The following is a 24,939-nucleotide window of genomic DNA, read 5'->3' as shown; positions in this document are numbered from 1 at the left end:
CATGTGCTTGTAGGACAGGGGCTTCTTGCGGTTCGAACGCGCCGACGGCCGGCGGAGCCGACTCAATGGCCGGCGCGTTGATACGGCCAGGACCGCGATGGAGGATAACCATGGACCAGTCGATCGAACCCCTGACCGCCGACGAGATGATCGACGAGGAGTTGGCGGCCAACGACGCGGAGGAGGCCGAGGATCCGGGCGTCGTTCCCTATGCGCCCGATCCGCGGTCGCTTTGGGGAGCGGAAGGCGCGCGCGCGATGATGGTCGTGCTTACGAGGCGTCTGGGGTCCGACTTCGCCAAGGAGGTGCATAACGAGCTCGCGTCGCGCACGCTCGGGTATCAGGCGGGATGTCCGGACGATCGCCGCGACGGGAACGAGATGCATGCATTGTTGTGCGACAAGTTCTGGGACGAACTGTTCGCGGTAAAGGCAGAGGGCAAGGGAGCGAATTAAGCCCCGTCCCGGTCGCGAAGCCAGCTGCCCTCGCGAAACCACTTGGTGACTATATACTTCACGCCCTCGACGACCGGCATGCCTTCGTGGATCGTGGCGTCGTTGGGCGCGCCGTCCGGGCCCATATTGTTCCAGGTCAGGAGTAGCCCGCGGCGGGGCGCGACGCGGACGCCGGCACGCGGGAACCAGGTCGCGCCGCCCTCGGGCACGTCGTTCAGATAGATCATCGCGGTCCAGGTACGCTGGCCGCCCGACGCCGCCATGGCCGGCCAATAGCTTTCGCGGTCGCTGAAATAGTCGTGGTGGGCGCGGAATTGCTGGCCGGGCGCGTAGCGTTGCCCCTGCATCGTTTCGCCGTGCGCGGCGTCCAGGCCGAGCAGCGCGGCGATGGCCTCATCGACCGGGCGGATGTCGGGCGACCAGCGGTCCATGTCGCAGCTCTCGCTGGTTCGGAAACCCGTGCCGGCGCGGTCGGACAGAAGTGTCGACGGGCGGCGGTTCGCGTCTATTACCGCGACCAGCGCGCCGCACTGTTCGCCACTTAGGAAATCCGGGTGTTGGAATATGCTCACCGCGTCGGTCGGCGTGCGGCGGACCTGCGGACGGTCGAGCAGGCGGGCAGCGACCGCGGCACCGAGGCGCGCGCGGGCGGGAGAGGCAGTGGCAGCGGTCGGGGCCTGTGGCTTGCGGGCGAAGAACATGGCCGCGAAGATGCTGGATCGGTCGCCGCGCGGCAAGGGGGGACGGGTGCAATGCCGGCCCCCGGCCCGTCAGTAGAAGATGTCGTACACCACGTCGATCACGCGCCCGGTGCGCAGATCGACGAGCAGCGCGTCGCCGTGATAGCGGACCCAGCGGTACGGGCCGTAGGCTGGCGGCAGGCGGTAATCGTACGGGTCGTCGAGCCAATAATCCTGCGCGAACAGCGAGCGCGACAGCTGGAAGCCGACGCCGAAGCGGCGATAGCCGTACCCCGCGCCCTGCGGAGCGTAGTAGCGAGGCAGGCGATAGGCGTTCCGGTTGCGATCGCGGTAACGGTTCCAGTCGTAGCGGTCGTCGTTGCGCCAGCCTCGGTTCCAGACCTGGCCCCCGCGGTACAGGTCGGCGCTGCGCCCGTCGAAGCCGCGGCCGTCCCGCCGACCGTCGAACCGGTCGCGTTCGCCGAGCCGGCGGTCGTTCCCGAAGCGGCCCCGCTCGTCGAAGCGGTCGTCGTTCTGAAAGCCGCCACGATCGTCAAACCTATCGCGACGCGGTCCGCGATCGTCGCGGCGCAGGTCGGGGCGGTTCTCCAATCGATCCCGACGTCGATCTCGTCGATCGGTCTCGTAATCGGGGGAGACGACGCTGTCGTCGGGTCGGTCGAGCCGTTGGCCACGGCCGTCCGGGCGCGTGAAGCCGCCGTCCGCGCGGCGGGGGCGATCGGGACGTTCCGCCCGCTCGACCTGGCCGGGGTCGATCCGGTCGGGGCGGGGGGCACGGTCGATATCGAGATCAGGACGTGCGACCTCCGCGCGGTCGCGACGGCGATCAGGCAGGCCGTCACCGTCGCGGTCGCGGCGCGGACGGTCGACGGAGGGCGCGGGGGTGAGGACGGCGGTACCCGCTTCCTGACGTTCGGCCCGGCGTTCCCGGCGTTCCTGACGATCGACGTCGTTGGTCGCCTGCATCGACTCCTCGCGACGCTGCGCCCCGGCCGCGAGCGGTATGTATGCGGTCGCCGCAAGCAACAATCCCACCACCAGACGCTTCATGGCTTGTCTCCTACGCTCGGTCGCCCGGACGCGGGGGTCGATACGTCGGCAATACGCACGGGGTATTGAGCCGGTGCTGAACCGTGTCGTCAGCGAAGCGACAGGATCAGCGGGCGCGCGGCAGGAGCGCGGGGACGGCGCGGGCGGCGTCGTCGGCGTCGATGCCGGGACGCGCGCCGGCGGGGATAACCTCCTCGCCGCGCATGGCGCGCGCGGCGCGGGATATGGCCTCGAACAGGCGGGGCTGGACGCCGCAGCGGCACAGGTTGGTGATGCGCTCGCGGATGGTCGCCTCGCTGGGGTCGGCGTCGCGGCGAAGCAGCGCCTGCGCGGCCATGATGATCCCGGGGATGCAGAAGCCGCACTGGACGACGTTGTCATGGAGGAAGGCGAGCTGGAGCGGATGCGTCCGGTCGCGCGACAGCCCCTCGATCGTGGTAACGGCGCTGCCCTCGATCGCGCCGATAGGCACGCGGCAGGAGGGGCGGGCGTCACCGTCGATATCGACGATGCACGCGCCGCAATGGCCGGTGCCGCAGCCGTATTTGGTGCCCGTCAGGTTCGACGCGTCGCGGAGCGCCCATAGAAGCGGGGTGTCCGGATCAAGGCGGTATTCGACGGGCTGGTTGTTGACGGTGAGGCGCATGGATCGGACCCTCGTAGATCCTTCCCTGGAAGGGGAGGTGGCGCGCCGAAGGCGTGACGGAGGGGTAGCTCTCGACCTACCCTGGCCTGTGCATGTCGAGAGCTACCCCTCCCCCATGCTTCGCATGGTCCCCCTCTCCCTCCGGGGGAGGATCGGCTGGTGGATCAGTCTCTCCAGCTAGTGTCGATCTTGTCGACCTTGCGGACCATCGCGGCGAAGTCGGCCGCGCCCGGTTTGGCGGAGGCCGACGTCTTGTGGAGGTCGCGCTGGTGGACCGCGATCACATCTGCAGGCACTTCGAGAGGCACGCCCATGCTGAGCGTCGCGAGCTGGATCTCGCAGGCGCGCTGGAGCGCCCAGTGCTTGACGAACGCCTCGGGCAGGGTGCGGCCCATGACGAGGATGCCGTGATTGCGAAGGAACATCATGCGCTTATTGCCGAGATTGGCGACCAATCGCTCGCCCTCCTCCGAGCGGACGGTGACGCCCTCGAAATCGTGATAGGCGATTTGGCCAGCGAAGTTGCAGGCGTAGAAATTGAGGGGACGCAGGCCTCCTTCGACCGACGAGACCGCCATGCCCGCGGTGGTGTGGGTGTGCATGATGCAATGCGCGTCGGGCAGGTTGCGGTGGAAGATCGCGTGCTGGACGAAGCCCGCCAGGTTCACCGGGTAGGGATTGTCGTCGAGCTTGTTGCCGTCGATGTCGATCTTGACGAGGTTCGACGCCGTCACTTCGGAGAAGTGGAGGCCGAAGGGGTTGATGAGGAACGCGCCCTCCTCATCCAGCTTCACGGTAATGTGGTTGTAGATCATCTCGGACCAGCCGAGCATGTCGAAGACGCGGTAGCAGGCGGCGAGCTCCTGGCGCGCCTCCCATTCGGCGGCGGATATCTGCGGCCGGCGAAGGGCGGTGGCCATGGCGTGCTCTCCTGATCTTATCGGTCGGAGTATGCCACGGGTGCGGGGCGGCGGCAATCGGTCGCCGAGATCGGCGATCTCCGCACCCGAGAAGCCGAGGTCGATCAGGACGGCGCGATCCAGCGGAAGGCATCGACCCATTTTGCTTGGGTGTGTCGGCGGAAGCGGTTGGTGAGCTCATCAAGTACCTGACCTTCGTCCGTCATTCGTGAAAGAGCCCGGCGAGCATGCCGGATGCGAGCATCATGCCCGCCAAGGGGCCGGGGCCCATGCCCGCGAGCTCGACGATGCGGATGCCGATGAGCGGGGCAGGGCTCGTCTTGTTTTATTCTCCCTCCGTCACCCCGGCCTTGAGCCGGGATCCCGCTTTCTCGTCGGGCGCAGGAACGAAGAAGCGGGATCCCGGGTCAAGCCCGGGGTGACGAGAGGGGGGCCGCGCCGCCAAGCGCCAGTTCCGCGTCGCTGAAGCGGATGGGGGTGCGTAGGCCGGGAAGGGTGGTGCCGTCCTCGCGGGCGACCTTGATGCGCATGCCGCGGTGGATGACCTGTGGGTCATCGAAGGCTTGCGCGACGGTGTTGATCGGTCCGGCGGGGACGTTCGCGCCTTCCAGCCGGGCAAGGAGGTCGTCCCGGCCGAAGGCGCGGCACCGTTCCTCGATCGCGGCGAAGAGCGGTGCCTTATGCTCTAGGCGAAGCGCGTTGGTGGCGTAGCGCGGGTCGGCTCCGTCGAGGCCGACGACGTTCGTGAACCGCCGGAACTGCGCATCGTTGCCGACCGCGAGGATGAACCAGCCGTCGGCGCAGGGGAAGACGGCATAGGGGCTGACGTTCATATGCGCGTTGCCGACGCGGGGCGGGGTGATGCCGGTCAGCATGTAATTCATCGCCTGGTTGGCGAGCACGCCCGTCATCGTGTCGAGCAGCGCCATGTCGATCTGCTGCCCGCGCCCCGTCCGCTCGCGCATGTGGAGTGCCGCCTGGATGGCGATCACCGAATAGAGGCCGGTGAACAGGTCGGCGAAGGCGACGCCCGATTTCTGCGGCGCGCCGTCGGGTTCGCCGGTCAGGTCCATGATCCCGCCCATGCCCTGGATGATGAAGTCGTATCCGGGGCGGTGCGCGTAGGGCCCGTCCTGGCCGAAGCCTGTGATCGAGCAATAGATCAGGCGCGGGCTGAGCGCGGACAGGCTGGCATAGTCAAGCCCGTATTTGGCGAGCCCGCCGACCTTGAAGTTCTCGATCAGCACGTCGGCGTCGACTACGAGATCGCGGACGACCTGCTGGCCCTCGGGCGTGGCGAAGTCGGCGACGACGACGCGTTTGCCCCGGTTGCAGGCGTGGTAATAGCCCGCTGTCCGCCCGCCGTCCGGATCGGAAACGAAGGGTGGGCCCCATGTGCGGGTGTCGTCGCCGCCCGGTCCCTCGACCTTGACCACCTCCGCGCCCAGGTCGGCGAGCACCTGCCCCGCCCACGGACCGGCGAGGATGCGGGCGAGTTCGATGACCTTGATGCCGTGGAGGGGATGGGGGGACTGCATGGTCCGCCGTACCCCGTGGCGGGCGGGAGTGCGAGCGGTCGCGCGTTCTAAGGGCGGACCTGGCCGGTGCCGCGCACCACATAGCGGAAGGTGGTGAGCTGCTCTGGGCCGACCGGACCGCGCGCGTGGAGCTTGCCGGTGGCGATGCCGATCTCCGCGCCGAAACCGAACTCGCCGCCGTCGGCAAATTGGGTGGAGGCGTTCCACAGCACGATCGCGCTGTCGACGCGGGCGAGGAACGCCTCGGCGGCGGCGGGGTCATCGGCCACGATCGCCTCGGTATGGCCGGTGCCGTAGCGGGCGATGTGCGCGACCGCCTCGTCGAGGTCGGTAATAACGCGGACCGCCAGAACCGGTGCGAGATACTCGGTCGACCAGTCGGCCTCGGTCGCGGGCGTCATCGGCACGATCCCCGCCGCCTCCGCGTCGCCGCGCAGCTCGCATCCGGGGAGCACGTCGACGACGAGGGGCAGCAGGTCGGGGGCGGCGGCGCGGTCGACGAGGAGCGTCTCGGTCGCGCCGCAGATGCCGACGCGGCGGAGCTTGGCGTTGGCCACGATGCTTGCGGCCATGGCGGGGTCGGCGGAGGCGTGGAGGTAGGTGTGGCAGTTCCCCTCCAGATGGCCGAGCGTCGGGACGCGCGCCTCGCGCTGGACGCGCTCGACCAGCGCCCGGCCGCCGCGCGGGATGAGGAGGTCGATCGCGCCGTCGAGCCCTTCCAGCATCAGCCCGACGGCGTCGCGGTCGGGGGTGTCCACGAGCTGGACCGTCTCGGCGGGCAACCCCGCTTCGACCAGGCCGGCAGCGACCGCGCGGTGGATCGCGCGGGCGCTGCCAAGCGCGTCGGAGCCGGAGCGCAGGATCAGCGCGTTGCCCGACCGGACCGCGATCGCGGCGGCGTCGGCGGTGACGCCGGGGCGCGCCTCGTAGATCATGCCGATCACGCCGATCGGCGAGCGGACGCGCGCGATGTCGAGGCCATTGGGGCGGGTCCAGCGCGCGAGCTCGTGGCCGAGCGGGTCGGGGAGGTCGGCGACGACGTCGATCCCCGCCGCCATCGCCGCGACGCGGGCGGGGTCGAGCGCGAGGCGGTCATGCCGGCCGGTCGCGACGGCGAAGTCGCGGGCGTTGGTGGCGAGGATCGCGTCCTCCGCCGCGCGGATGTGGCGCGCCATCGCCCGGATCGCGGCGGTGCGCTGCTCGGACGGGGCAAGGCGCAGCGTCTCGGCGGCGTGGCGGGCGGAGCGGCCCATGTCGGACATGCGTTCTCGCAGGGTCATCGGAGCACCAGATCGCCGCGGTGGATCAGTTCGTCGGGGCCGACATAGCCCAGCAGCGCCGGGATGCGCGCGCTGCCCGCCCCCGCGATCGCGCGCGCCTCGGCGGCGTCGTAGGCGGACAGGCCGCGCGCGATCTCCGCGCCGTCCGGACCCAAGACGCGGAGGCATGCGCCGCGTCCGAACGCGCCCGTTACGGAGCGGACTCCGGCGGGGAGCAGGCTCGCGCCGCCGGCGAGGGCGCGCGCCGCGCCCGCATCGACCGCGACCGATCCGGCGGGGTCGAGCGAGGCGGCGATCCATTGCTTGTAGGCGCTCGCGGGCGAGACACGGGCGGGGAAGATCGTGCAACGAGCGCCCTCCGAGAGCGCGGCGATCGGATGTGGCGCGTGGCCGGATGCGATCACGGTCGAACAGCCGAACGCCCCGGCGATGCCCGCCGCCGCCAGCTTCGTCCGCATCCCGCCGGTGCCGGGGCCCGCCACCGACGCGTCGCCCGCCAGCGCCAGGATCGCCGGTGTGATCTCGGCGACCACGGGCACATGCCGCGCGGCGGGGTCGCGCGCGGGGTCTGCGGTGTGGAGCCCGTCCACGTCCGACAGCAGGATCAGCAGGTCGCTCCGCACCAGCTGCGCCGCGCGGGCGGAGAGCCGGTCGTTGTCGCCGTAGCGTAGCTCGTCGGTCGCGACGCTGTCGTTCTCGTTGACGATCGGTACCAGCCCGTGCGCGAGCAGCGCCTCCGTCGTCGCGCGCGCGTTGAGCCAGCGGCGGCGGCGCTCGGTATCGTCGAGCGTCAGCAGCAGCTGCGCGCAGCCGATCCCGTGTTCGCCCAGCGCCTGTCCCCATGCGCGCATCAGCAATGGCTGGCCGATCGCGGCGGCCGCCTGCTTCAGCTCGAGCCGGGGCGACCGCCGGGTCCCCAACCGATCGCGCCCGAGCGCGACCGCTCCCGACGAGACGACAACCACCTGCTTGCCCGCGCGCCGCAGCCCGGCGATGTCGGCGGCGAGATCGGCGAGCCACTCGGTGCTGAGGCCGGAGCCGTCGGGGCCGATGAGGAGCGAGGAGCCGATCTTGAGCGTGATGCGGGAGGCGTCGGCGAGGAGGGCGGGGAAGGTGGGTTCATCGTCGGCCACGCCAGTAGCGTCGCCGATCGGAGCATCACGCAGGAGGTCACGGCTGTCGCGCATCGGGATCGTGTAGCGCGGGCAAGTGCTTGACCAAATAGACGTATGTGTCTACTCTTCTCACGTAAACAGCGACCAGTTCCGCCGTTACCTGGCCAAGCAGGGCTGCACGTTCGAGCCGGGCAGGGGCGGGCACCTGGATGTGAAGCGCGGCGATCGCAAGAGCTTCATACCGCAGCATGGGTCCGCCAAGCAGCTCGGCACGGGCCTGATGCGCAAGATCAAGAAGGATTTGGGGATCGAGTGATCCCGAGCTTGGAGCCTGTCATGTACCAATACCCCGTAGAACTCGCCCCTGATGATAACGACACGGTGCTCGTGACGTTCGTCGACCTGCCCGGTGCGACCTTTGGCGAGGACGAACGGGACGCGCTCGATCACGCGGTCGATGGGCTGGAGACGATCCTGAATTCGTACATGACCGACCGACAGGACATACCGCCGCCGTCGCCCGCGAATGGTCGCCTGACGGTCGCGCCGACGCTGCTCGGGGCGCTCAAGCTGTCCGTGTATCAAGCGATGCGCGCGCGGGGTTGGCGCAAGGCGGATCTCGCGCGGGCGATGGGACTCAACCCCCGGCAGATCGACCGATTGCTCGATCTGCGCCACGCTTCAACGGTGGCGCAGCTTGAACAGGCGATGTGGGTGTGTGGGCGGCGGTTCGACGTTGCGGGAGTCGAGCGCGAGGCGGCTTGAACCGACGTCGACCTACTCCGTCATGCCGGACTTGATCCGGCATCCCGCTTCTTCTCCGGCGTAGAAAGAAGAAGCGGGACCCCGGCTCAAGGCCGGGGTGACGAAGGGGTCAGGCAAGATACGCCGCGGCAAAGCCGCGTCGTCGATCGACACGCGCGCATCGATGCGCGCGGTCGTCGGCCGGGCTGGGGCGTCTCGCTTCGAGCTTCGCTCGGCGCGTGCGCCCTGGCGCCTAGAACGCCGCCAACCCCGTAATCGCTCGTCCGAGGATCAGCGCATGGACGTCGTGCGCGCCCTCGTAGGTGTTGACGGTCTCCAGGTTCATCAGGTGGCGCATCATGTGGTATTCGCCCGAGATGCCGTTGCCGCCGTGCATGTCGCGGGCGGTACGGGCGATGTCGAGGGCCTTGCCGACATTGTTGCGCTTGACGAGGCTGACCATTTCCGGAGCAAAGCGGCCCTCGTCCATCAGGCGGCCGACGCGCAAGCTGGCCTGGAGGCCGAGCGCGATCTCGGTTTCCATGTCGGCGAGCTTCTTCTGGTAGAGCTGGCGGCCGGCGAGCGGGGTGCCGAACTGCTTGCGGTCGAGGCCATATTGGCGGGCGGCATGGAGGCAGAACTCGGCCGCGCCCATCGCGCCCCATGAAATGCCGTAACGCGCGCGGTTGAGGCAGCCGAAGGGGCCTTTCAGCCCCTGAACGTCGGGCAGGAGCGCGTCGTCACCGACCTCGACGTCGTCCATCATGATCATGCCGGTAATCGAGGCGCGAAGCGACAGCTTACCGTCGATCTTGGGGGTGACGAGGCCGTCCGATCCGCGTTCCAGCACGAAGCCGCGGATCTGGTCGTCATGCGCGTCGGACTTGGCCCAGATGACGAAGACGTCGGCGATGGGCGAATTGCTGATCCAGGTCTTGGCGCCCGAGATGCGGTAACCGTCGACGGTCTTCACGGCGCGCGTGGTCATGGAACCGGGGTCGGACCCCGCGTCGGGCTCGGTCAGGCCGAAACAGCCGATCCACTCGCCGCTGGCGAGCTTGGGAAGGTACTTAAGCCGCTGTTCCTCCGAGCCGAAGGTCATGATCGGGTACATGACGAGGCTCGACTGGACGCTCATCATCGAACGGTAGCCGCTATCGATCGCCTCCACCTCGCGTGCGACGAGTCCGTAGGCGACGTAGGACGCGCCGACGCCGCCATATTCCTCGGGGATGGTGGGGCCGAGCAGGCCGAGCGCGCCCATCTCGCGGAAGATCTCCGGGTCGGTGCGTTCGTGCGCGAAGGCGTCGACGATGCGCGGGAGGAGTTCGTCGCGGGCGTAACCGCGCGCGGTGTCGCGCACCATGCGCTCGTCCTCGGTCAACTGATCGTCGAGGAGGAGCGCATCCTCCCAATCGAACCGGCCCATGCCCGCCATTACTTGATCTCCTTTACGGGGGCGATGTGGGGAAAAGCGCCATCTTGTCCAGCCCTTCGCTCGTTCCGGGAAGCGCGGGTTACTCGCCCAGCAGGTGGAGCGCGAGCCGGCGGACGTGCGGGCGACGGCGGTGTTCGAACAGGAACACGCCCTGCCAGGTGCCGAGCGCGAGGCGGCCGTCGATCAACGGGATCGTCAACGACGTGTTGGTCACGGCTGCCCGGAGGTGGGCGGGCATGTCGTCGGGGCCCTCCTCGTCATGCTCATACTCACGGGACTCCGGAGCGAGGCGGGTCATCCAACGCTCCAGGTCGCGGGCGGCGGCGGGCGACGCATTCTCCTGGATGAGGAGCGACGCCGAGGTGTGGCGGATGAAGACGGTGAGCAAGCCCTCGCGCATCCCCTGCTCGCGCGTCCAGCGAGTGATCGGGGTGGTGACGTCGTGGAGGCCCTGGCCGGGGGTGGGCAGGTCGAGCATGGTGGTGGACTGGCGCATGGGCGCGGGAACGCGCGGTGGCGCTGTCCTTCTCCCGCGACCCGGCTAGGATGCGTTCGACCCAACAGGAATCCGTCCATGACCGACATTCGCGAACAGGCCGTCCGGCTTTACGACGATTACACGCACGAGCACCGCGACCGGCGGCGGTTGCTGCGCGAAATGGCGGCGGTGGCGGGGTCGGTCGCGGCGGCGAAGGGGCTGATCGCGGGGATCGGAGCGTCGCCCGCCGCGGCGGCGGTGATCGCGGCGGACGACAAGCGGCTGCGGACGGAGACGCGGACCATCGGAACCGGGGCGGCGTCGCTGACGGGCTATCTGGCGCAACCAAGGCGTAGCCGCTCGCGGCGGCCGATGATTATGGTGATCCATGAAAATCGCGGGCTGAACGATCACATCCGCGACGTCGCGCGCCGGGTCGCATTGGCGGGCTTCACTGCGTTCGCGCCCGATTATCTGGCGGGAGCAGGCGGGACTCCGGCCGACCAGGACCGGGCGCGCACGATGATCGGCCAGCTCGATCTGGGCGCGGCGGTTGCAACCACGGTGGCCGTGATGAACGGCGCGCTCACGGCGGCGGACGGCCCGCGTCGGATCGGCGCGGTCGGGTTCTGTTGGGGCGGGGCGTTCGTGAACCGGTTGGCTGTCGCGGCGGGGCCGGCGCTGGCGGCGGGCGTACCCTATTACGGGACCGCGCCGAACCCGGCGGAGGCTATAAAGGTGCAGACGCCCTTGATGATCCAGCTGGCGGGGAAGGATGCACGGGTGAACGCGACGGCGCTGCCCTGGGCCGAGGCGCTAAAGGCGGCGGGGAAGCGGGTGGAGGCGTTCACCTATCCGGGAGTGGACCATGCGTTCAACAACGACACCTCGGCCGAGCGGTACGACAAGGCGGCGGCCGACCTAGCCTGGGCGCGGAGCACGGCGTTCCTGAAGCGCGAGCTTGACGCGTGAAGTGATCCATGTTCCCTTTGTGTTCACGACGACTCAGGGGAGATCACCGATGGCCGCCGACCTGACCTTATATACCAACCCGATGTCACGCGGACGGATCGCGCGCTGGATTCTTGAAGAGGTCGGGGCCGATTACGACACGGTGGCGCTCGATTACGATAGGTCGATGAAGGCACCCGAGTTCCTCCGGCTCAACCCGATGGGCAAGGTGCCGGCGATCGTCCACCGAGGGCAGGTGGTGACGGAGACCGCGGCGATCTGCGCGTATCTGGCCGACGCGTTTCCGGATGCCGGGCTCGCACCGATCGGCGAAGAGCGCGCGCCCTATTACCGCTGGCTGTTCTTCGCGGCGGGGCCGGTCGAGCAGGCGATCACCAACCGGAGCATGGGCGTGTCGACCGAGGGCAAGGAGCGGATGTCGGGGTACGGCAGCTACGACATGACGGTCGACGTGCTGGAACGGGCGGTGGCGACGCACCCTTACATCGCGGGCGATCGGTTCACGGCGGCGGACGTGTATGTCGGCAGCCATCTGATGTGGGGAATGCAGTTCGGGACGTTGCCCAAACGGGACGCGTTCGCGGAATATTGGGGACGGCTGGCGAAACGGGAAGCGCATGTACGGGCGTCGGCGCTGGATGACGCGGCGATGCCGGCCGCGGCGGCGTGAACTGATCCTGCCCGAAGTCGTTCGAGGATCAGGAAGACCGGCTCGGCAGCGCGCGCATGATCAGATCGCGTTCGGCGGGCATCATGCTTCCCCAGCGGGCGATCTCGTCCAGAGTGCGGGCGCACCCTTCGCACAGGCCCGCCTCGTCGATGCGGCATGTGCCGATGCACGGGCTTACGACCGGCACGGGAGCGGTGGTGCTCAGACGGTGAAGGCGACGTGGAGGAAGTCGGGGACGGGGCCGTTCCAGCCCTCCTCCGCGCCGCCGTCCCGGTCGCGCGGGCGGTCCTGGTCGCGGTCGGCGCTTCGGTCGCGGCCGCCGCGTTCGGAGCGGGCGGCGGGTTCCGGTCGTGGAGCGCGTTCCGGGACGGGCGCGTCCGCCGCAGCTGGACGCTCTTCGCCGACCCGTCGTTCGGCGGGCTGCGCTTCGGCCACTACGGGCGCATCTTCGCGCGGGGCACGCTCGGCGCGCGCGGGCCGGTCCTCGCGGCCGCCGCGGCTCCGCCTCGCAGCCGGGCGCGGTTCATCCTCGGCGGCTGCCGGGGTGGGCGCGTCCACACGCTCGATCTTGTGGCCGGTCAACTTCTCGATCTCGGCGATGTTCTCCGCGTCCGCCGGGGTGGCGAGCGTGTAGGCGGTGCCGGTCTTGCCCGCGCGCCCGGTGCGGCCGATGCGATGGACGTAATCGTCCGGATGCCACGGCGCGTCGAAGTTGAAGACGTGGGACACGCCCTTGATGTCGAGCCCGCGCGCGGCGACGTCGGAAGCGACGAGGATATTGACCTCGCCCGCCTTGAACAGGTCGAGCTCGGCGATGCGCTGCGCCTGTTCCATGTCGCCGTGGATCTCGCCAGACTTGAAGCCGTGCTGCTTGAGCGATTTGTTGAGCTCGCGCACCGTGGTCTTGCGGTTGCAGAAGATGATCGCGTTCGTCACCTCCTCTTGGGCGAGCAGCTGGCGCAGGCGCACGCGCTTGTCGGCGGCGTTGGCCGAGACGGGGACGACCAGCTGCTTGATGTTGACGTTGGCGCTGGCGGGGCGTGCGACCTGGATCGTCTTGGGATTGGACAGGAATCGGTCGGCGAGCTTCTTGATCGGCGGCGGCATCGTCGCGGAGAAGAGCAGCGTCTGGCGCGTCGCGGGCAGCTTGGTGCAGATCTCCTCGATCGCCGGAATGAAGCCCATATCGAGCATTCGGTCCGCCTCGTCGATCACCAGCAGCGAACAGCCGGTCAGCAGAATATTGCCGCGCCCGAACAGGTCCATCAGCCGGCCCGGCGTGGCGATGAGGACGTCGACACCCTTCTCCAGCGCCTTGACCTGGTCGCCCATCGACACGCCGCCGATCAGCAGCGCCATCGACAGCTTGTGGTTGGCACCATATTTCTCGAAATTCTCGGCCACCTGCGCGGCGAGTTCGCGCGTCGGCTCAAGGATCAGCGATCGCGGCATGCGCGCGCGGCTGCGGCCTTGCGCCAGTATGTCGATCATCGGCAACACGAAGGATGCGGTCTTGCCCGTGCCCGTCTGGGCGATGCCGATGATGTCACGCATCATCAGGACGCTGGGAATCGCGGACGCCTGGATCGGCGTCGGTTCGGTGTAACCGGCGTCGGTCACCGTGCGGAGAAGCTCGTCGGAAAGGCCGAGATCGGCGAAGCTCATGCGGTTTTACCGGATAAGGCCCGGGCGCGCGAAGATGCGGCGACCCTAGACGTGGTCATGCGCTCGCGGAGTTACAGCGGAAAGTCAAGAATCTCAGCCTTTGGGGACGAGCTTGCGGAAGCGTTCCACCGGGCATTTCGCGCCGGACCGCGACCGGACGACGTCGCGCCCGGCGCACACCATGCCGTCGGCGGCGGGCTTGAGGTAGAAGCCGCGATAAAAATCGAGCCCGCGGCAATCATCGTCGAACTCGGCGCGCACCCGCTTGCCGCCGCGCAGGACGAGGTCGATCCGGTCGCGCGCGGTGACGATGGCGCCGCCGAGTTCGTCGATGGGGATGCAGCTGGGTCCCTTCTTCTCGCGCCATTCGACCGGCTTGACCATGGGCGCGCGCGGCGGCTCCATCCGCGGCACGCGCACCATAACGCGCTGGCGGATCGTCAGCTGCGCGAGCTCGACACGGTCGACGTCCGAGGTCGTCCCCGGGACGGCGAGCGCGAGCAGCGCGAAAGGCAATGGAACATGCATCAAGCCGGGCGTGGTAAGCCGGCTCGTTGAATAGGTGATGAACTTGGGAGCGCATGCTACCGGTAACGTCATGACGTCAGCCCGGTCCGCATTTCTCGAAACGCTCGCGCCGCATTTGCCGGATGGGGCGATCACGACGGACGCGAACGCCTTGGTGCCGTGGCTGGTCGACTGGCGTGGACGATACCGGGGCCGCGCGGCGGCGCTGGTCGAGCCGCGCGACACGGCCCAGGTCGCGGCCGTGGTGCGCGCGGCGGCGGCGCACCGCGTGCCGCTGGTGCCGCAAGGAGGTAACACCGGCATGGTCGGCGGCGCGACGCCGGCGATGGAGGGCGACGCGGTGATCCTGTCGCTCCGGCGGCTGAACCGCATCCGTTCGGTCGACCCGGCCGCGAACCTCGCGGTAGCGGAGGCGGGCGTCATCCTCCAGACGCTCAACGACGCCGCGCTAGAGCAGGAGCGGCGCTTTCCGCTAATGCTCGGCGCGCGGGGGTCGGCGACGATCGGCGGGCTGGTGTCGACGAATGCGGGCGGCACGCAGGTGCTGCGGTTCGGGACGATGCGCGGGCTGGTCGCGGGCGTGGAGGCGGTGATGGCCGACGGCGCGGTTCATGACGGGCTGGCGGCGCTGCCCAAGGACAATCGCGGGTATAATCTCGACCAGCTGTTGATCGGGGCGGAGGGAACGCTGGGCGTGGTGACGGCGGCGGCGCTCAGGCTGGTGCCGGCGGTGGCGGCACGGGGAACGGCGTGGGTCGGCGTTGCCTCGCCGGATACGGCGCTCGCGCTGTTGCGCCGCCTGCAGGCGCAGACCGACGCGGTCGAGAGCTTCGAGATCCTGCCCGCGGAATCGCTCCGCGCGGTGCTCGCGCATCTGCCGGACAGCCGCGCGCCGCTGGGCGGGGAGCATCCATGGCACCTGCTGATCGAGGCGACCGCCTCCGACCATGAGGACGAGCGGCCGGACGCGCTCCTGGAACGGCTGCTCGCCGATGCGCTCGCGAAAGGGCTCGGCGACGATGCGGTGGTCGCCGCCAGCGAGCGCCAGGCCGACGCATTCTGGCGCATCCGCGACTCGATATCGGAAGCCGAGCGCGCGCAAGGGCCCGCGACGCAGCACGACATTTCGGTGCCCGTCCCCGCCATGCCGCGCTTCATGATCGAGGCGGCTGCGGCGTGCGACGCGCGCTTCCCCGGCACACATGCGAGCGGGTTCGGGCATCTGGGCGACGGCAACGTCCATTTCCACGTGCGCGCACCCGCGGGGGCGGACCCGGAACGCTGGTACGCCGAGGCCGCGCCGGGGGTGACGCGCTTCGTCCACGATCTGGTGACGGCCGCAGGCGGCTCGATCTCCGCCGAGCACGGGATCGGGCAGATGAAGCGGGACGAGCTCGCGCGGCTGCTCCCGCCCGCCCGCGCGGATGCGATGCGCGCGATCAAGGCGGCGCTCGACCCGCTGGGCATCATGAATCCGGGCAAGCTGGTCCCGCTCGTGCCCGACGAACTCGTCCCGCTTGCGCCGGGGACGGACCGCAAATAGAGCGGCGCGCGATCCGGCGGACCCACTGCCGCCCCCTCCTGGAGTACCGACCACATGGCCAGCGCGCCGCTTCCGCTCTTCTATAACGGGCTCGAGCCGCTTTCGAGCGAGACGCACGCAACCTGGCGCGTCCGCCCGCAGGACAGCGCGCCGTTCCTGATCGGCCAGCACGCCGTTCCCATCACGGTGGACGAGTTCCCGCTGGTGCAGCGCCACATGCCCATCGTCTTTTCGGTCGGCGAGGAAAGCGTGCCGATCGCGCTGATGGGCCTGAACGAGGGCGTCAACGTCTTCATCGACGACGAGGGCAAGCTTCGCGACACGACCTTCTACGTTCCCGCCTATATCCGTCGCTATCCCTACATGCTGGCCCGGCTACGTCCCGACGCGCAGGAACTGTCGCTGTGTTTCGACCCGACCGCCGACTCGATCGGCGCGTTCGATGATGGCGAGCCGCTGTTTTCGGACGGGCAGCCGAGCGAGGCGACCAAGGCCATCCTGCAATTCAACGAGACGTTCGAACAGGCGGGCGGACGCACGCAGGCCTTCATGAAGGAGCTGAAGGAGACCGAGCTGCTGATGGACGGCGAGGTCACCATACAGCCCGACGGCGCGGCCCAGCCCTTCGTCTACCGCGGCTTTCAGATGATCAACGAGGAGAAGCTGGCCGATCTGCGCGGCGACCAGATGCGCAAGATGGGCAAGTCGGGGATGTTGCCGCTGCTTTACGCCCACCTGTTCTCGCTATCGCTGATGCGTGAGATCTTCGCACGCCAGATCCAGCTGGGACAGATGCCGCAGGCGCTGCCGCAGCTTCCCAACTGACGGAAAACGCTGGCGTTAACTTTTTCGGAACGCCTTGGACATTGACGGGTTGTACCGGCCGATGCGGTCCCTAGATCGTATCGGTGCGGTGTCCGTGTTTCCCCCTTTCGCGGGCCCCGCACGACGCGCTTTGAGCGCGTCTCCTCCCTGAACCTGGGCCACCCTGCGCGTTCGATCGCGTAGGGTGGTTTTTTATCGGGCCGTCGTCATTCGGCGGCCTGCGCCAAGCCGCCGGACAGCGCCTCGTCCTCCAGCGCGCCGATGATCGCCTCGACCAGGCGCACCGCTCCGGCGAGGCCGGGGCCGGGATGGTCGAGCCGGCGGTCGAGATAGAGCGTCCGGTCGAGTTCGAGCTGGAGCCCGTGGATGCCCCGCATCGGCGCGGCGTGTCGGTCGAGCACATGCCCGCCCGCATAGGGGCTGTTGAGCGACACGCGGACGCCGTGCAGCGTCGCCGCGCCCTCCGCCCTGGCGACGAAGCGCCCCCCGGCGGCGCGGCCGAACCGGTCGCCGATCACCACCTGCGCCGCGCCGTTCCCGAGCGGCGGCATCGAATGCAGGTCGAGCAGCACCGCGACGCCGAACCGCGCTCGGGCCGCCATGAGTGCGGCCTCCAGCGCCTGGTGATAGGGCCGGTGCGCCTCCGCGATGCGCGCGCGCACGTCGGCGTCGGACAGCTTGCGCCGCCAGATCTCGCCGGTGGCGGACGCGCGCCGGGGGACGAGCCCCAGGCCGCTGCGCAGCTTGGCCGAGCCGGACGGCGCGGGCGCGGGATTAGCTCCTTCGTCAACCGCGGGATCACGCTCGTCCTCGCCGCGGTTGAGGTCGATCCAGGCGCGGGCGATCCGCTGCACCAGGGCCGTCCGTCCGGCCCGCGCCGCGAGCGCGACGGCGTCGACATGACGGTCCTCGAGCGCGCGCAGGCCGGCGAGCGGCGTGCGGAGAAGCGGCAGCATGGCGGCGGGGTACACGCGGCCGGCATGCGGCACCGACAGTATGACCGGGCTCGCCGGCCGGGACAGGTCGCCCCACACTTCGAAGCTCGGCTCCATTTCGGAACGGTAGGGCGCGGGCGCGGGCGCGGCAACGGGACGGGCGGGCGACGGCACTGGAAATCTTAACCAATCCTGCGCTAGGCGGGGCTTGAGATAAGGGCGCGTCGGGGCGCCTTCGGGATTGGGCTTTCGATGATCCGGATATTGTTGGCCGAGGACGATCAGGTCATGCGCGAGTACCTGACGCGCGCTCTCGAGCGGTCGGGTTACAGCGTGGTCGCGGTCGACCGGGGCACGGCGGCGATCCCGCTGCTGGAGACGCAGGAGTTCGATCTGCTGCTCACCGACATCGTCATGCCCGAAATGGACGGGATCGAGCTCGCGCAGAAGGCGGGCGAGATGTGCGCGAACCTGCGGGTCATGTTCATCACCGGCTTTGCCGCCGTGACGCTCAAGGCCGGGCGCGCGATGCCGCAGGCGCGCGTGCTGTCCAAGCCGTTCCACCTGCGCGACCTGGTGATGGAGGTCGACCGGATGTTCGAACAGGACCAGGCCGGGCTGAACTAGGGCGCTTGCGCGGCGGGGGCCGCCCCGCTAGGTGCGCGGTTGTGGGCGTGTAGCTCAGTGGTAGAGCACTGTGTTGACATCGCAGGGGTCGCAAGTTCAATCCTTGCCACGCCCACCATTCAAGCCCGGGACGGCCCCCTCCCGATCAGGATCGTGACGACACCCCCGGCGAGCGCGCTCGCGGCGAGCACCAACAGCAACGTGCGGAAATCCGTGGCGGTTGCCAGCGTCCAGGCGAGCGCCGGGCCGATCAGCGCGGGTGCTGTATTGGCCAGGTTGAGCAGCCCGAGATCGCGGCCGCGCCGATCGGGCGACGGCAGCAGCTGCATCGCGTGGGCGGTGTTGAGCCCGAGGAAGGTCGCGCTCCCACAGGCGTACAGCGCGAAGCCCGCCGCCGCCGGCCACCAGTCGCGCGCGACGGCCATGACCGCCAGCCCCGCCGCGGTCGCGACGGCCGCCGCTGCCAAAAACAGCTTGCGCGCGCCGAACCGGTCGGACGCGACGCCCGCGGCGAGCGCCAGCGGCACGCTCGCCGCGAACGAGCAGGCGAGGAGCGTGCTCGTCCAGGCCGCGACGCGCTCGCCCGGTGCGCCGGGCGCGACGGTGCGGAAGTAGAACAGCAGATAGGCGAACAGCACGACGCCAGGCACCTGGACGAGCAGCCGCCCGGTCCAGGCGAAGACCAGGTCGCGCCGCCCGGGCCGCCTGCCGCCACCAGTTACCGCCCCTGCAAGCACGGCGCGGGCCGGGGTGAGCAGGAGCGGCAGGAGCATGACGGAAAAGGCGAGGACGATGACGAGCAGCCGGCCGTTCCCGTTCAGGGCGCTCATTCCGACAAGCAACGCGGATATCGCCGAGGCGATCGGGCCGCCGAACGCCAGCAGCCCGCCCGCCGTGCCCTTTTGATCGTCGGGTACCTCGTCCGCCATCGTCGCGGTCAGCGGCGCGAGCAGCGCGTTGACCGCGACCTGGAACAGCACGATGGCCGCGAGCAGCCCGCCCGGCGTCCGCGCCGCTCCGACCGCGCCATAGCTAACGGCGGTCAGCACGGCGCCCGCCGCGATCCAACCCCGACGCGATCCGCCGCGCGCTACGGCGCGGTCGCTCAGCATGCCGAACGCGATGTTGGACAGCGACGCCGCGACCGCGCCCGCGAGCGAGATGGCGGTCAGCAGCCCGAGCCGCGCGTCGGCGGCGACCTCCTCGACCTTGAGCGGGAGCAGCAGGGTCAGCAGCGGCAGATAGGCGACGACCCCGCCCGCATTGGCCAGCGCGAGGACCCGTAGGAAGCGCTGGGACCGCCGGTCGTGGTCAGCGGGCGCGGCCGATCGAAACATGCGTCCATAGGCCGCATCCGTTCCGACAAGGCAATGTCGGTGATCCCTGTCCAGGGATCGGGCGAGCGGGGGAGGGGGGATGACGATGCGGAACGGGTCGTGCAGGTGGCGGAGCGGGCTGCTGCGCGCGGGCATGTTGCTCGCACGCGGTGTGTCGATCGCGCAGCCAGCCGAGCGCGCCCGACCCGCGCCCTGGCCGCGCGTCGCGACGCCGCCGCTGGACCCTCGATCGTCGCGAGTTATGCCAAGGCGATTGGGGAAGGGGTTGCAGAGCGTGCCCAGCCCCCCCGGCTACCTGCGCGGCGACGAAGTGATCGCAACCGCCAAGCATTTCGTGGGCGACGGCGGCACGACGGACGGCGTCGACCAGGGCGACGCGCTCGCTTCTCCGGCACAAGTGCGCGACATCTACCGCTCAGGCTATCCGTCGGCGATCCACGCCGACCCGCTGACGAGCGACTGCTGAACAAACCGGTTTCGACTCCGTTTGTCCTAAAGATAGGAGGAGACACTCTCCCCGCGCTTCCAGGTCATCATCGTCTTGCCGCTCGCCCGTCCCCTCCTCCTGCTCGCCGGGTGCGCCGCACCGCTCGCCGCCCAAACCGCGCCGCCCCCGACCGCGCCGCCGCCCGACGACATCGTCGTCACCGGACGCGGACTGGCCGACGCGCCCGCGGACCGTGCGTTCGGGGTGGTCGTGATCGACCGCGCGCGGTTGGAGGAGAATGCGGCTCGGCGGCTGGAAAGCGTGCTGGGCGAGGTCGCTGGCCTGCAGCAGTTCCGCCGCTCCGATTCGCGCAGCGCCAACCCGACTGCCCAAGGGATCACGCTGCGCGGGATCGGCGGCAATGCGTCGAGCCGCGCGCTGCTCATCCTCGACGGGGTGCCGCAGGCCGACCCGTTCGGCGGCTGGATAGCGTTCCCGGCCTACGCCACCGGGCGGCTCGGCCGGATCAAGGTGACCCGCGGCGGCGGCAGCGGATATTGGGGACCGGGTGCGCTGGCGGGCACGGTCGAGCTGGAGAGCGCGACGCCCGGCGAACTCGGCGGCTTGGACGGCGCGGTCAGCTACGGCTCGCGCGACTCGCTGGAGGCGCAAGGTGCGGCGACGCTGGAGCGCGGCGGTGGCTTCGCCACGCTGTCGGGCGCGTACGGGCGCGGTGACGGCTTCACCCCGATCGTCCGCGCCGCGCGCGGGTCGGTCGACCGCCCGGCGGCCTACGAGCAAGCGTCGGGCGCGATCCGCGCGGCCGTGGAGGTCGCGCCCGCAACGGAGCTTCAGGCGAACGTCACGGCGTTCGACGACCGGCGGGAGCGGGGGACGCCCTTCACCGACAACCGCAGCCGGGGCGCGGACGCCAGCGTTCGGCTGGTCGGGCACGGGCGGTGGGGCTTCTCGGCGCTCGCCTATGTCCAGACGCGCGATTTCCGGTCGAGCTTCGCCGCGATCGACGCGGCGCGCACGACGGCGACTCGGACGCTCGATCAATATTCCACACCCGCGACCGGGATCGGCGGCCGCATCGAGATCGCGCCGCCGCTGGGACGCACTTTATCGCTTCGGGTCGGCGTGGACCTGCGCGGTCTGGAGGGCGAGAGCCAGGAGCTGGCCACCTTCGTAGCGGGCGCACCGACGCGCCGCCGCGTCGCGGGCGGGCGCACCCGCACCGCCGGGCTATTCGCGGATGGGAGCGTCGAGGCCGGCGCGTTCACGCTGGCGCTGGGTGGACGTGTGGACCGCTGGACGATCACGCGCGGGCGGCTGGTCGAGCGGACGCTCGCGACGGGCGTGGGCGTGACCGATCTGCGCTTTCCCGACCGCGACGGCACGGAGGCGACCGGCCGCGCCGGGCTCGCCTGGCGTGTGGACGACGCCGCCACCGTGCGCGCCGCCGCCTATCGCGGGTGGCGGCTGCCGACGCTCAACGAGCTCTACCGCCCGTTCCGTGTCGGCGCGGACGCGAACGGCCCCAACGCCGCGCTCGGCCCCGAGCAGTTGTCCGGCGTCGAGGGCGGCGCGACGCTGACCCCGCTCCCCGGGCTAAGCATCGGCGCGACGGTGTTCCACAACCGCTTGGCCGACGCGATCGCCAATGTGACCGCGGGCGCGGGGCCGGGGCAGTTCCCGCTGGTCGGCTTCGTCGGCGCGAACGGCGTTTACCGCATCCGCCGCAACCTGGACGCGGTCCGCAGCACGGGGCTGGAGGTCGACGCGGCTTGGCAACTCGGCCCGGTGGCGACGCGGCTGTCCTGGAGCCGGGTCGACGCCCGCGTGGACGCGTCCGGCGCGGCGGCGGCGCTGGACGGCCTGCGCCCGGCGCAGACCCCGCGCGACCAGATCGCGGGGAGCGTTTCGTGGCGCGCAGGCGACCGCGCCGCGTCGCTCACGCTCCGCCATGCGGGCGGGCAGTGGGACGACGACGCCAACACCCGCCGCCTCGCGCCCGCGACGACGCTGGACGCCTACGCCGCGTGGCCGCTCACCGCCCGGCTGGCGGTCGAGGCGCGCGCGGAGAACCTGGCCGACGAGCGCATCGAGGCGGCGATCACCGGCGCGGACCTGATCGAGCGCGCGACCCCGCGCACGCTGTGGATCGGCCTCCGCTTGCGCTGACCTTCATACAGCGCTCGCTCGCCGGCATATCGGCGCCGGCTCGTGAAGGATTCCCGGCGACGGGGTGAGAAGGGGAGGCCGGTACCCGCCGGGCACCGAGCCGGTCTTGCCCCCGCCTCCGCGCCCGCTAAACCGGTCGGAGGAGAGAAGATGAACCAAGCAGCACCGATCGTCGCCGGCGAAGCCGCGAGCGAGCCGTCACCGTCCGACATCAAGCTCGTCATCACCGCCTCGTCGCTGGGCACGGTGTTCGAATGGTACGACTTCTTCATCTACGGCACGCTCGCCGCCAGCGGCATCATCGGGCGCACCTTCTTTCCCGGCGACAACGCCGTCATCCAGACGCTGCTCGCCTGGGCGGGCTTCGCGGTCGGGTTCGGCTTCCGCCCGCTCGGCGCGGTGCTGTTCGGATATCTGGGCGACCGGCTCGGGCGCAAATACACCTTCCTCGTCACGATCACGCTGATGGGCGTCGCGACCGCCGGGGTCGGGCTGGTGCCGTCGGCCGCCGCGATCGGCTACGCCGCGCCCGTCATCGTCATCCTGCTCCGCATCGCGCAAGGGTTGGCGCTCGGCGGCGAGTATGGCGGCGCCGCGATCTACGTCGCCGAGCATTCGCCGCCGGGCAAGTCGGGTTTCTACACCAGCTTCATCCAGGCGGGCGTGGTCGGCGGGTTCATCCTGTCGCTCGTCGTCGTGCTGCTGACCAAGGGGCTGCTCCCGACCGAGACATGGAACGAGTGGGGCTGGCGGCTGCCGTTCCTGTTCTCGGTCGTGCTGCTCGCCATCTCGCTCTGGATGCGCGTCAAGCTGTCCGAGAGCCCCGTCTTCAAGCGCATGAAGGAAGCAGGCGAGGTCGCCGCCAATCCGATCAAGGCGAGCTTCACCTATCCCGGCAACCTGCGCCGCATGGCCGTCGCGCTGTTCGGCATCGCCGCCGGGCTGACGGTGATCTGGTATACCGCGATGTTCACCGTCCTGTCGTTCCTTCAGACCACCATGCGCGTCGAGGAGACGGCGGCGCAGCTGCTGGTCGGGGTGGGCGCCGCGGCGGGCCTGTTCTGGTTCGTGCTGTTCGGGCGGTTGTCCGACCGGATCGGGCGCAAGAAGCCGATCGTGTGGGGCTACGCACTGACGCTCGTGCTGCTGTTCCCGATCTTCTGGGCAATCGCGCAGGCCGCCAATCCCGGCCTCGCCCGCGCCGCGGCACGCGCGCCGGTGATCGTGTCGGGCCCCGCCTGCGCCTACAGCCCGTTCGCCGCGAAACAGGCGGACGAGTGCGGCCGCCTGCTCGACTATTTCTCCAAGAAGGGCGTCGCGTACGAGAAGCGCCGCACCCCCGCGACGGTCGTGTCGATCGGCGGCGAGGCGATCGCCGACCGCAGCCCCGCCGGGCTCGACGCGGCGTTGGCGCGGGCGGGCTACGACCTCACCCCCGTCACGCCGTCGGCGGGGAGCATCGCCGTGATCCTGCTCGCGATCCTGTCGCTCGGCGCGCTGTCGGGGATCACCTACGGCCCTGTCGCCGCGCTGCTGTCGGAGATGTTCCCGCCCGCGATCCGCTACAGCTCGCTGTCGATCCCCTACCATATCGGCACAGGCTATTTCGGCGGTTTCCTGCCCTTCATCAGCCAGTATATCGTCGCCAGGACGGGCGATCCGTTCGCGGGGCTTTGGTACACGATGGCGGTGGTCGCGATGGCGCTGGTCGTGACCGCGTTCGGCCTGCGCGAGGAGCCCGCGGTGGCGTCGCCGGGGTGATCGCGGTAACGGCGCGCGCGTGACTGCCGCCCCCTTACGCCTCCGCCTCGACACCGACGCCCTGCAATCCAACTGGCGCACGCTCGCCCGGCTGAGCGGCAGCGCGGCATGCGGCGCGGCGGTCAAGGCCGACGGCTACGGCCTGGGCGCGACCGAGGTCGCGCGGCGGTTGGCCGAGGCCGGGTGCCGCGACTTCTTCGTGTCGAACTGGCGGGAGGCGGAGCGGCTCGCCCCGCTCGGCCTGTCCGTCGCGGTCCTCCACGGCGTCCGCGAGGAGGACATGGGTGCCGCGCTCTCCGGCATCGCGCGCCCGGTGCTGAACACCCCGGCCCAGGTCGCGCGCTGGCGGGCGGCGGGGGGCGGTCCGTGCGACGCGATGGTCGATACCGGCATGAACCGCCTCGGCCTGTCGGTCGCCGACGTCGCGGGCGGGATGGTCGAAGGCCTGGAGGTCGACACGCTCATGAGCCACCTCGCCCGCGCCGAGGAGGACGGAGGCGAAGCAGCGGCGATGAACGAGCGCCAGCGCGCCGCGCTCGCCGCACTCGCCGGCCGCACCGCCGCACGCCGCCTCAGCCTCGCCAATTCGGCAGGCATCGCGCTCGGGGAGGCGTACCGGTTCGACCTGACCCGCCCGGGCCTCGCGCTCTATGGCGGCGTGCCCCGCCCCGACATGGCGGGCGATCTCCTGTCCGTCGTCCGCCCGGAAGCACAGGTGATCCAGCGCCGCCTGGTCCCCGCGGGCGAGACGGTCGGCTACAACGCCACCTGGACCGCGCGCGTCGACACGGCAGTGGCGATCCTCAACATCGGCTACGCCGACGGCTACGGGCGAGCCTTCTCCGACCGCGGCACGGCGAGGCTGGACGGAGCCGAGCTGCCCGTCATCGGCCGCGTATCGATGGACCTGCTCGCCATCGACGCCACCGCCGCGCCGGATGTGCGCGAGGGCGACTGGGTCGAGATCACCTACATTCTTCCCGCCGCGAGCGCGACGACAGGGCTGTCGCAATACGAGCTGCTGACGGGTTTGGGTGATCGGTATGACCGGGTCTGGACGTAGAAAAGGGCCGCCCCCTCTCGGGAGCGGCCCACAG

At 70.1% G+C, this 24,939-nt stretch carries 27 protein-coding genes and 1 tRNA gene; 14 read left to right on the top strand and 14 right to left on the bottom strand.

Features of this window, described 5'->3' with window-relative positions; translation table 11 throughout:
- Positions 1–110: 110 nt before the first annotated feature.
- Positions 111–455, top strand: a complete 345-nt coding sequence (locus tag ACFE7F_RS08010) for a hypothetical protein (RefSeq protein WP_375403328.1) — start codon at positions 111–113, stop codon at positions 453–455.
- On the opposite strand, the gene ACFE7F_RS08005 is transcribed toward ACFE7F_RS08010, so the two are convergent.
- On the bottom strand, positions 452–1,156 hold the full coding sequence (locus ACFE7F_RS08005) for a prolyl hydroxylase family protein (protein WP_375403327.1): 705 nt from the start codon (positions 1,154–1,156) through the stop codon (positions 452–454). The genes ACFE7F_RS08010 and ACFE7F_RS08005 overlap by 4 nt on opposite strands.
- Positions 1,157–1,225: 69 nt before the next feature.
- The gene (locus tag ACFE7F_RS08000) at positions 1,226–1,747 is read right to left on the bottom strand and encodes an RcnB family protein (RefSeq protein ID WP_375403326.1); all 522 of its coding nucleotides are present in this window, start codon (positions 1,745–1,747) and stop codon (positions 1,226–1,228) included.
- Between the two features lie 75 nt (positions 1,748–1,822).
- Between ACFE7F_RS08000 and ACFE7F_RS07995 the strand changes: the two genes are divergently transcribed.
- Positions 1,823–2,275 (top strand): hypothetical protein, encoded by a 453-nt coding sequence (locus ACFE7F_RS07995; RefSeq protein WP_375403325.1) that lies wholly within the window; start codon positions 1,823–1,825, stop codon positions 2,273–2,275.
- Positions 2,276–2,312: 37 nt separating this feature from the next.
- On the opposite strand, the gene ACFE7F_RS07990 is transcribed toward ACFE7F_RS07995, so the two are convergent.
- The 5 genes from ACFE7F_RS07990 to proB form a co-directional block, all read right to left on the bottom strand.
- Entirely contained in the window at positions 2,313–2,852 is a 540-nt protein-coding gene (locus ACFE7F_RS07990; RefSeq protein ID WP_375403324.1) for a (2Fe-2S)-binding protein, read from the bottom strand.
- 164 nt (positions 2,853–3,016) lie between these two features.
- On the bottom strand, positions 3,017–3,772 hold the full coding sequence (locus ACFE7F_RS07985) for a class II aldolase/adducin family protein (protein WP_375403323.1): 756 nt from the start codon (positions 3,770–3,772) through the stop codon (positions 3,017–3,019).
- 407 nt (positions 3,773–4,179) lie between these two features.
- A complete protein-coding gene (locus ACFE7F_RS07980; protein WP_375403322.1) occupies positions 4,180–5,310 on the bottom strand; it encodes a CaiB/BaiF CoA transferase family protein in 1,131 nt (376 codons plus the stop codon).
- A 47-nt stretch (positions 5,311–5,357) separates the two neighbouring features.
- The gene (locus ACFE7F_RS07975; RefSeq protein WP_375403321.1) at positions 5,358–6,590 is read right to left on the bottom strand and encodes a glutamate-5-semialdehyde dehydrogenase; all 1,233 of its coding nucleotides are present in this window, start codon (positions 6,588–6,590) and stop codon (positions 5,358–5,360) included.
- Positions 6,587–7,723 (bottom strand): glutamate 5-kinase, encoded by a 1,137-nt coding sequence (proB, locus tag ACFE7F_RS07970; RefSeq protein WP_375403320.1) that lies wholly within the window; start codon positions 7,721–7,723, stop codon positions 6,587–6,589. Before proB ends, ACFE7F_RS07975 begins: the two co-directional genes overlap by 4 nt.
- 76 nt (positions 7,724–7,799) lie before the next feature.
- Here proB and ACFE7F_RS07965 point away from each other — a divergent pair, with 76 nt between their 5' ends.
- Both ACFE7F_RS07965 and ACFE7F_RS07960 read left to right on the top strand, forming a co-directional pair.
- Positions 7,800–8,021: a type II toxin-antitoxin system HicA family toxin gene (locus ACFE7F_RS07965; protein WP_375403319.1), complete on the top strand. Its 222-nt coding sequence runs from the start codon at positions 7,800–7,802 to the stop codon at positions 8,019–8,021.
- Between the two features lie 20 nt (positions 8,022–8,041).
- Complete coding sequence (locus tag ACFE7F_RS07960; protein WP_375403318.1) at positions 8,042–8,470, top strand: type II toxin-antitoxin system HicB family antitoxin; 429 nt, start codon at positions 8,042–8,044, stop codon at positions 8,468–8,470.
- A 232-nt stretch (positions 8,471–8,702) separates the two neighbouring features.
- On the opposite strand, the gene ACFE7F_RS07955 is transcribed toward ACFE7F_RS07960, so the two are convergent.
- Complete coding sequence (locus ACFE7F_RS07955; protein WP_375403317.1) at positions 8,703–9,887, bottom strand: acyl-CoA dehydrogenase; 1,185 nt, start codon at positions 9,885–9,887, stop codon at positions 8,703–8,705.
- A gap of 79 nt (positions 9,888–9,966) precedes the next feature.
- A complete protein-coding gene (locus tag ACFE7F_RS07950; RefSeq protein ID WP_375403316.1) occupies positions 9,967–10,383 on the bottom strand; it encodes a secondary thiamine-phosphate synthase enzyme YjbQ in 417 nt (138 codons plus the stop codon).
- Between the two features lie 78 nt (positions 10,384–10,461).
- On the opposite strand from ACFE7F_RS07950, the gene ACFE7F_RS07945 reads away from it, so the two are divergent.
- Both ACFE7F_RS07945 and ACFE7F_RS07940 read left to right on the top strand, forming a co-directional pair.
- Positions 10,462–11,337 carry a dienelactone hydrolase family protein gene (locus tag ACFE7F_RS07945; RefSeq protein ID WP_375403315.1) on the top strand — a complete coding sequence of 292 codons (876 nt, stop codon included), beginning with the start codon at positions 10,462–10,464 and terminating at the stop codon, positions 11,335–11,337.
- Positions 11,338–11,386: 49 nt separating this feature from the next.
- Complete coding sequence (locus ACFE7F_RS07940; RefSeq protein WP_375403314.1) at positions 11,387–12,007, top strand: glutathione S-transferase family protein; 621 nt, start codon at positions 11,387–11,389, stop codon at positions 12,005–12,007.
- 28 nt (positions 12,008–12,035) lie between these two features.
- Here the strand turns inward: ACFE7F_RS07940 and ACFE7F_RS07935 are convergent, their stop codons facing one another.
- The 3 genes from ACFE7F_RS07935 to ACFE7F_RS07925 all read right to left on the bottom strand — a co-directional run bounded on the left by ACFE7F_RS07935 (position 12,036) and on the right by ACFE7F_RS07925 (position 14,272).
- A complete protein-coding gene (locus ACFE7F_RS07935) occupies positions 12,036–12,194 on the bottom strand; it encodes a DUF1289 domain-containing protein (protein ID WP_375403313.1) in 159 nt (52 codons plus the stop codon).
- A 14-nt stretch (positions 12,195–12,208) separates the two neighbouring features.
- Positions 12,209–13,672 (bottom strand): DEAD/DEAH box helicase, encoded by a 1,464-nt coding sequence (locus tag ACFE7F_RS07930; RefSeq protein WP_375403312.1) that lies wholly within the window; start codon positions 13,670–13,672, stop codon positions 12,209–12,211.
- A gap of 93 nt (positions 13,673–13,765) precedes the next feature.
- On the bottom strand, positions 13,766–14,272 hold the full coding sequence (locus ACFE7F_RS07925) for a hypothetical protein (protein ID WP_375403311.1): 507 nt from the start codon (positions 14,270–14,272) through the stop codon (positions 13,766–13,768).
- Between ACFE7F_RS07925 and ACFE7F_RS07920 the strand changes: the two genes are divergently transcribed.
- Complete coding sequence (locus ACFE7F_RS07920) at positions 14,271–15,743, top strand: FAD-binding oxidoreductase (RefSeq protein WP_375403310.1); 1,473 nt, start codon at positions 14,271–14,273, stop codon at positions 15,741–15,743. The two genes, ACFE7F_RS07925 and ACFE7F_RS07920, sit on opposite strands and share 2 nt — an antisense overlap.
- A 54-nt stretch (positions 15,744–15,797) precedes the next feature.
- Positions 15,798–16,568, top strand: coding sequence for a SapC family protein (locus tag ACFE7F_RS07915; RefSeq protein ID WP_375403309.1), 771 nt, complete (start codon positions 15,798–15,800; stop codon positions 16,566–16,568).
- A 206-nt stretch (positions 16,569–16,774) separates the two neighbouring features.
- Here ACFE7F_RS07915 and ACFE7F_RS07910 read toward each other — a convergent pair whose 3' ends face one another.
- Entirely contained in the window at positions 16,775–17,620 is an 846-nt protein-coding gene (locus ACFE7F_RS07910; protein WP_375403308.1) for an N-formylglutamate amidohydrolase, read from the bottom strand.
- A 135-nt stretch (positions 17,621–17,755) separates the two neighbouring features.
- Here ACFE7F_RS07910 and cpdR point away from each other — a divergent pair, with 135 nt between their 5' ends.
- Together cpdR and ACFE7F_RS07900 are read left to right on the top strand one after the other, a co-directional pair.
- The gene (gene cpdR, locus ACFE7F_RS07905; RefSeq protein ID WP_375403307.1) at positions 17,756–18,130 is read left to right on the top strand and encodes a cell cycle two-component system response regulator CpdR; all 375 of its coding nucleotides are present in this window, start codon (positions 17,756–17,758) and stop codon (positions 18,128–18,130) included.
- Between the two features lie 43 nt (positions 18,131–18,173).
- Positions 18,174–18,248, top strand: a tRNA-Val gene (locus tag ACFE7F_RS07900).
- A 1-nt stretch (position 18,249) separates the two neighbouring features.
- On the opposite strand, the gene ACFE7F_RS07895 is transcribed toward ACFE7F_RS07900, so the two are convergent.
- On the bottom strand, positions 18,250–19,467 hold the full coding sequence (locus ACFE7F_RS07895; protein ID WP_375403306.1) for an MFS transporter: 1,218 nt from the start codon (positions 19,465–19,467) through the stop codon (positions 18,250–18,252).
- A 274-nt stretch (positions 19,468–19,741) separates the two neighbouring features.
- Between ACFE7F_RS07895 and ACFE7F_RS07890 the strand changes: the two genes are divergently transcribed.
- The 4 genes from ACFE7F_RS07890 to alr all read left to right on the top strand — a co-directional run bounded on the left by ACFE7F_RS07890 (position 19,742) and on the right by alr (position 24,905).
- Positions 19,742–19,933, top strand: a complete 192-nt coding sequence (locus tag ACFE7F_RS07890; RefSeq protein WP_375403305.1) for a hypothetical protein — start codon at positions 19,742–19,744, stop codon at positions 19,931–19,933.
- Between the two features lie 75 nt (positions 19,934–20,008).
- Positions 20,009–22,081, top strand: a complete 2,073-nt coding sequence (locus ACFE7F_RS07885; protein WP_375403304.1) for a TonB-dependent receptor — start codon at positions 20,009–20,011, stop codon at positions 22,079–22,081.
- A gap of 150 nt (positions 22,082–22,231) precedes the next feature.
- The gene (locus ACFE7F_RS07880) at positions 22,232–23,842 is read left to right on the top strand and encodes an MFS transporter (RefSeq protein ID WP_375403303.1); all 1,611 of its coding nucleotides are present in this window, start codon (positions 22,232–22,234) and stop codon (positions 23,840–23,842) included.
- A 19-nt stretch (positions 23,843–23,861) separates the two neighbouring features.
- On the top strand, positions 23,862–24,905 hold the full coding sequence (gene alr / locus ACFE7F_RS07875) for an alanine racemase (RefSeq protein ID WP_375403302.1): 1,044 nt from the start codon (positions 23,862–23,864) through the stop codon (positions 24,903–24,905).
- The last annotated feature ends 34 nt before the right edge of the window (positions 24,906–24,939 follow it).

It is taken from the genome of uncultured Sphingomonas sp. (assembly GCF_964235535.1).
Taxonomy (GTDB): Bacteria; Pseudomonadota; Alphaproteobacteria; order Sphingomonadales; family Sphingomonadaceae; genus Sphingomonas.
The sequence above is the reverse complement of the archived record's forward strand: the minus strand, read 5'-3'. Positions and strand labels throughout refer to the sequence as shown.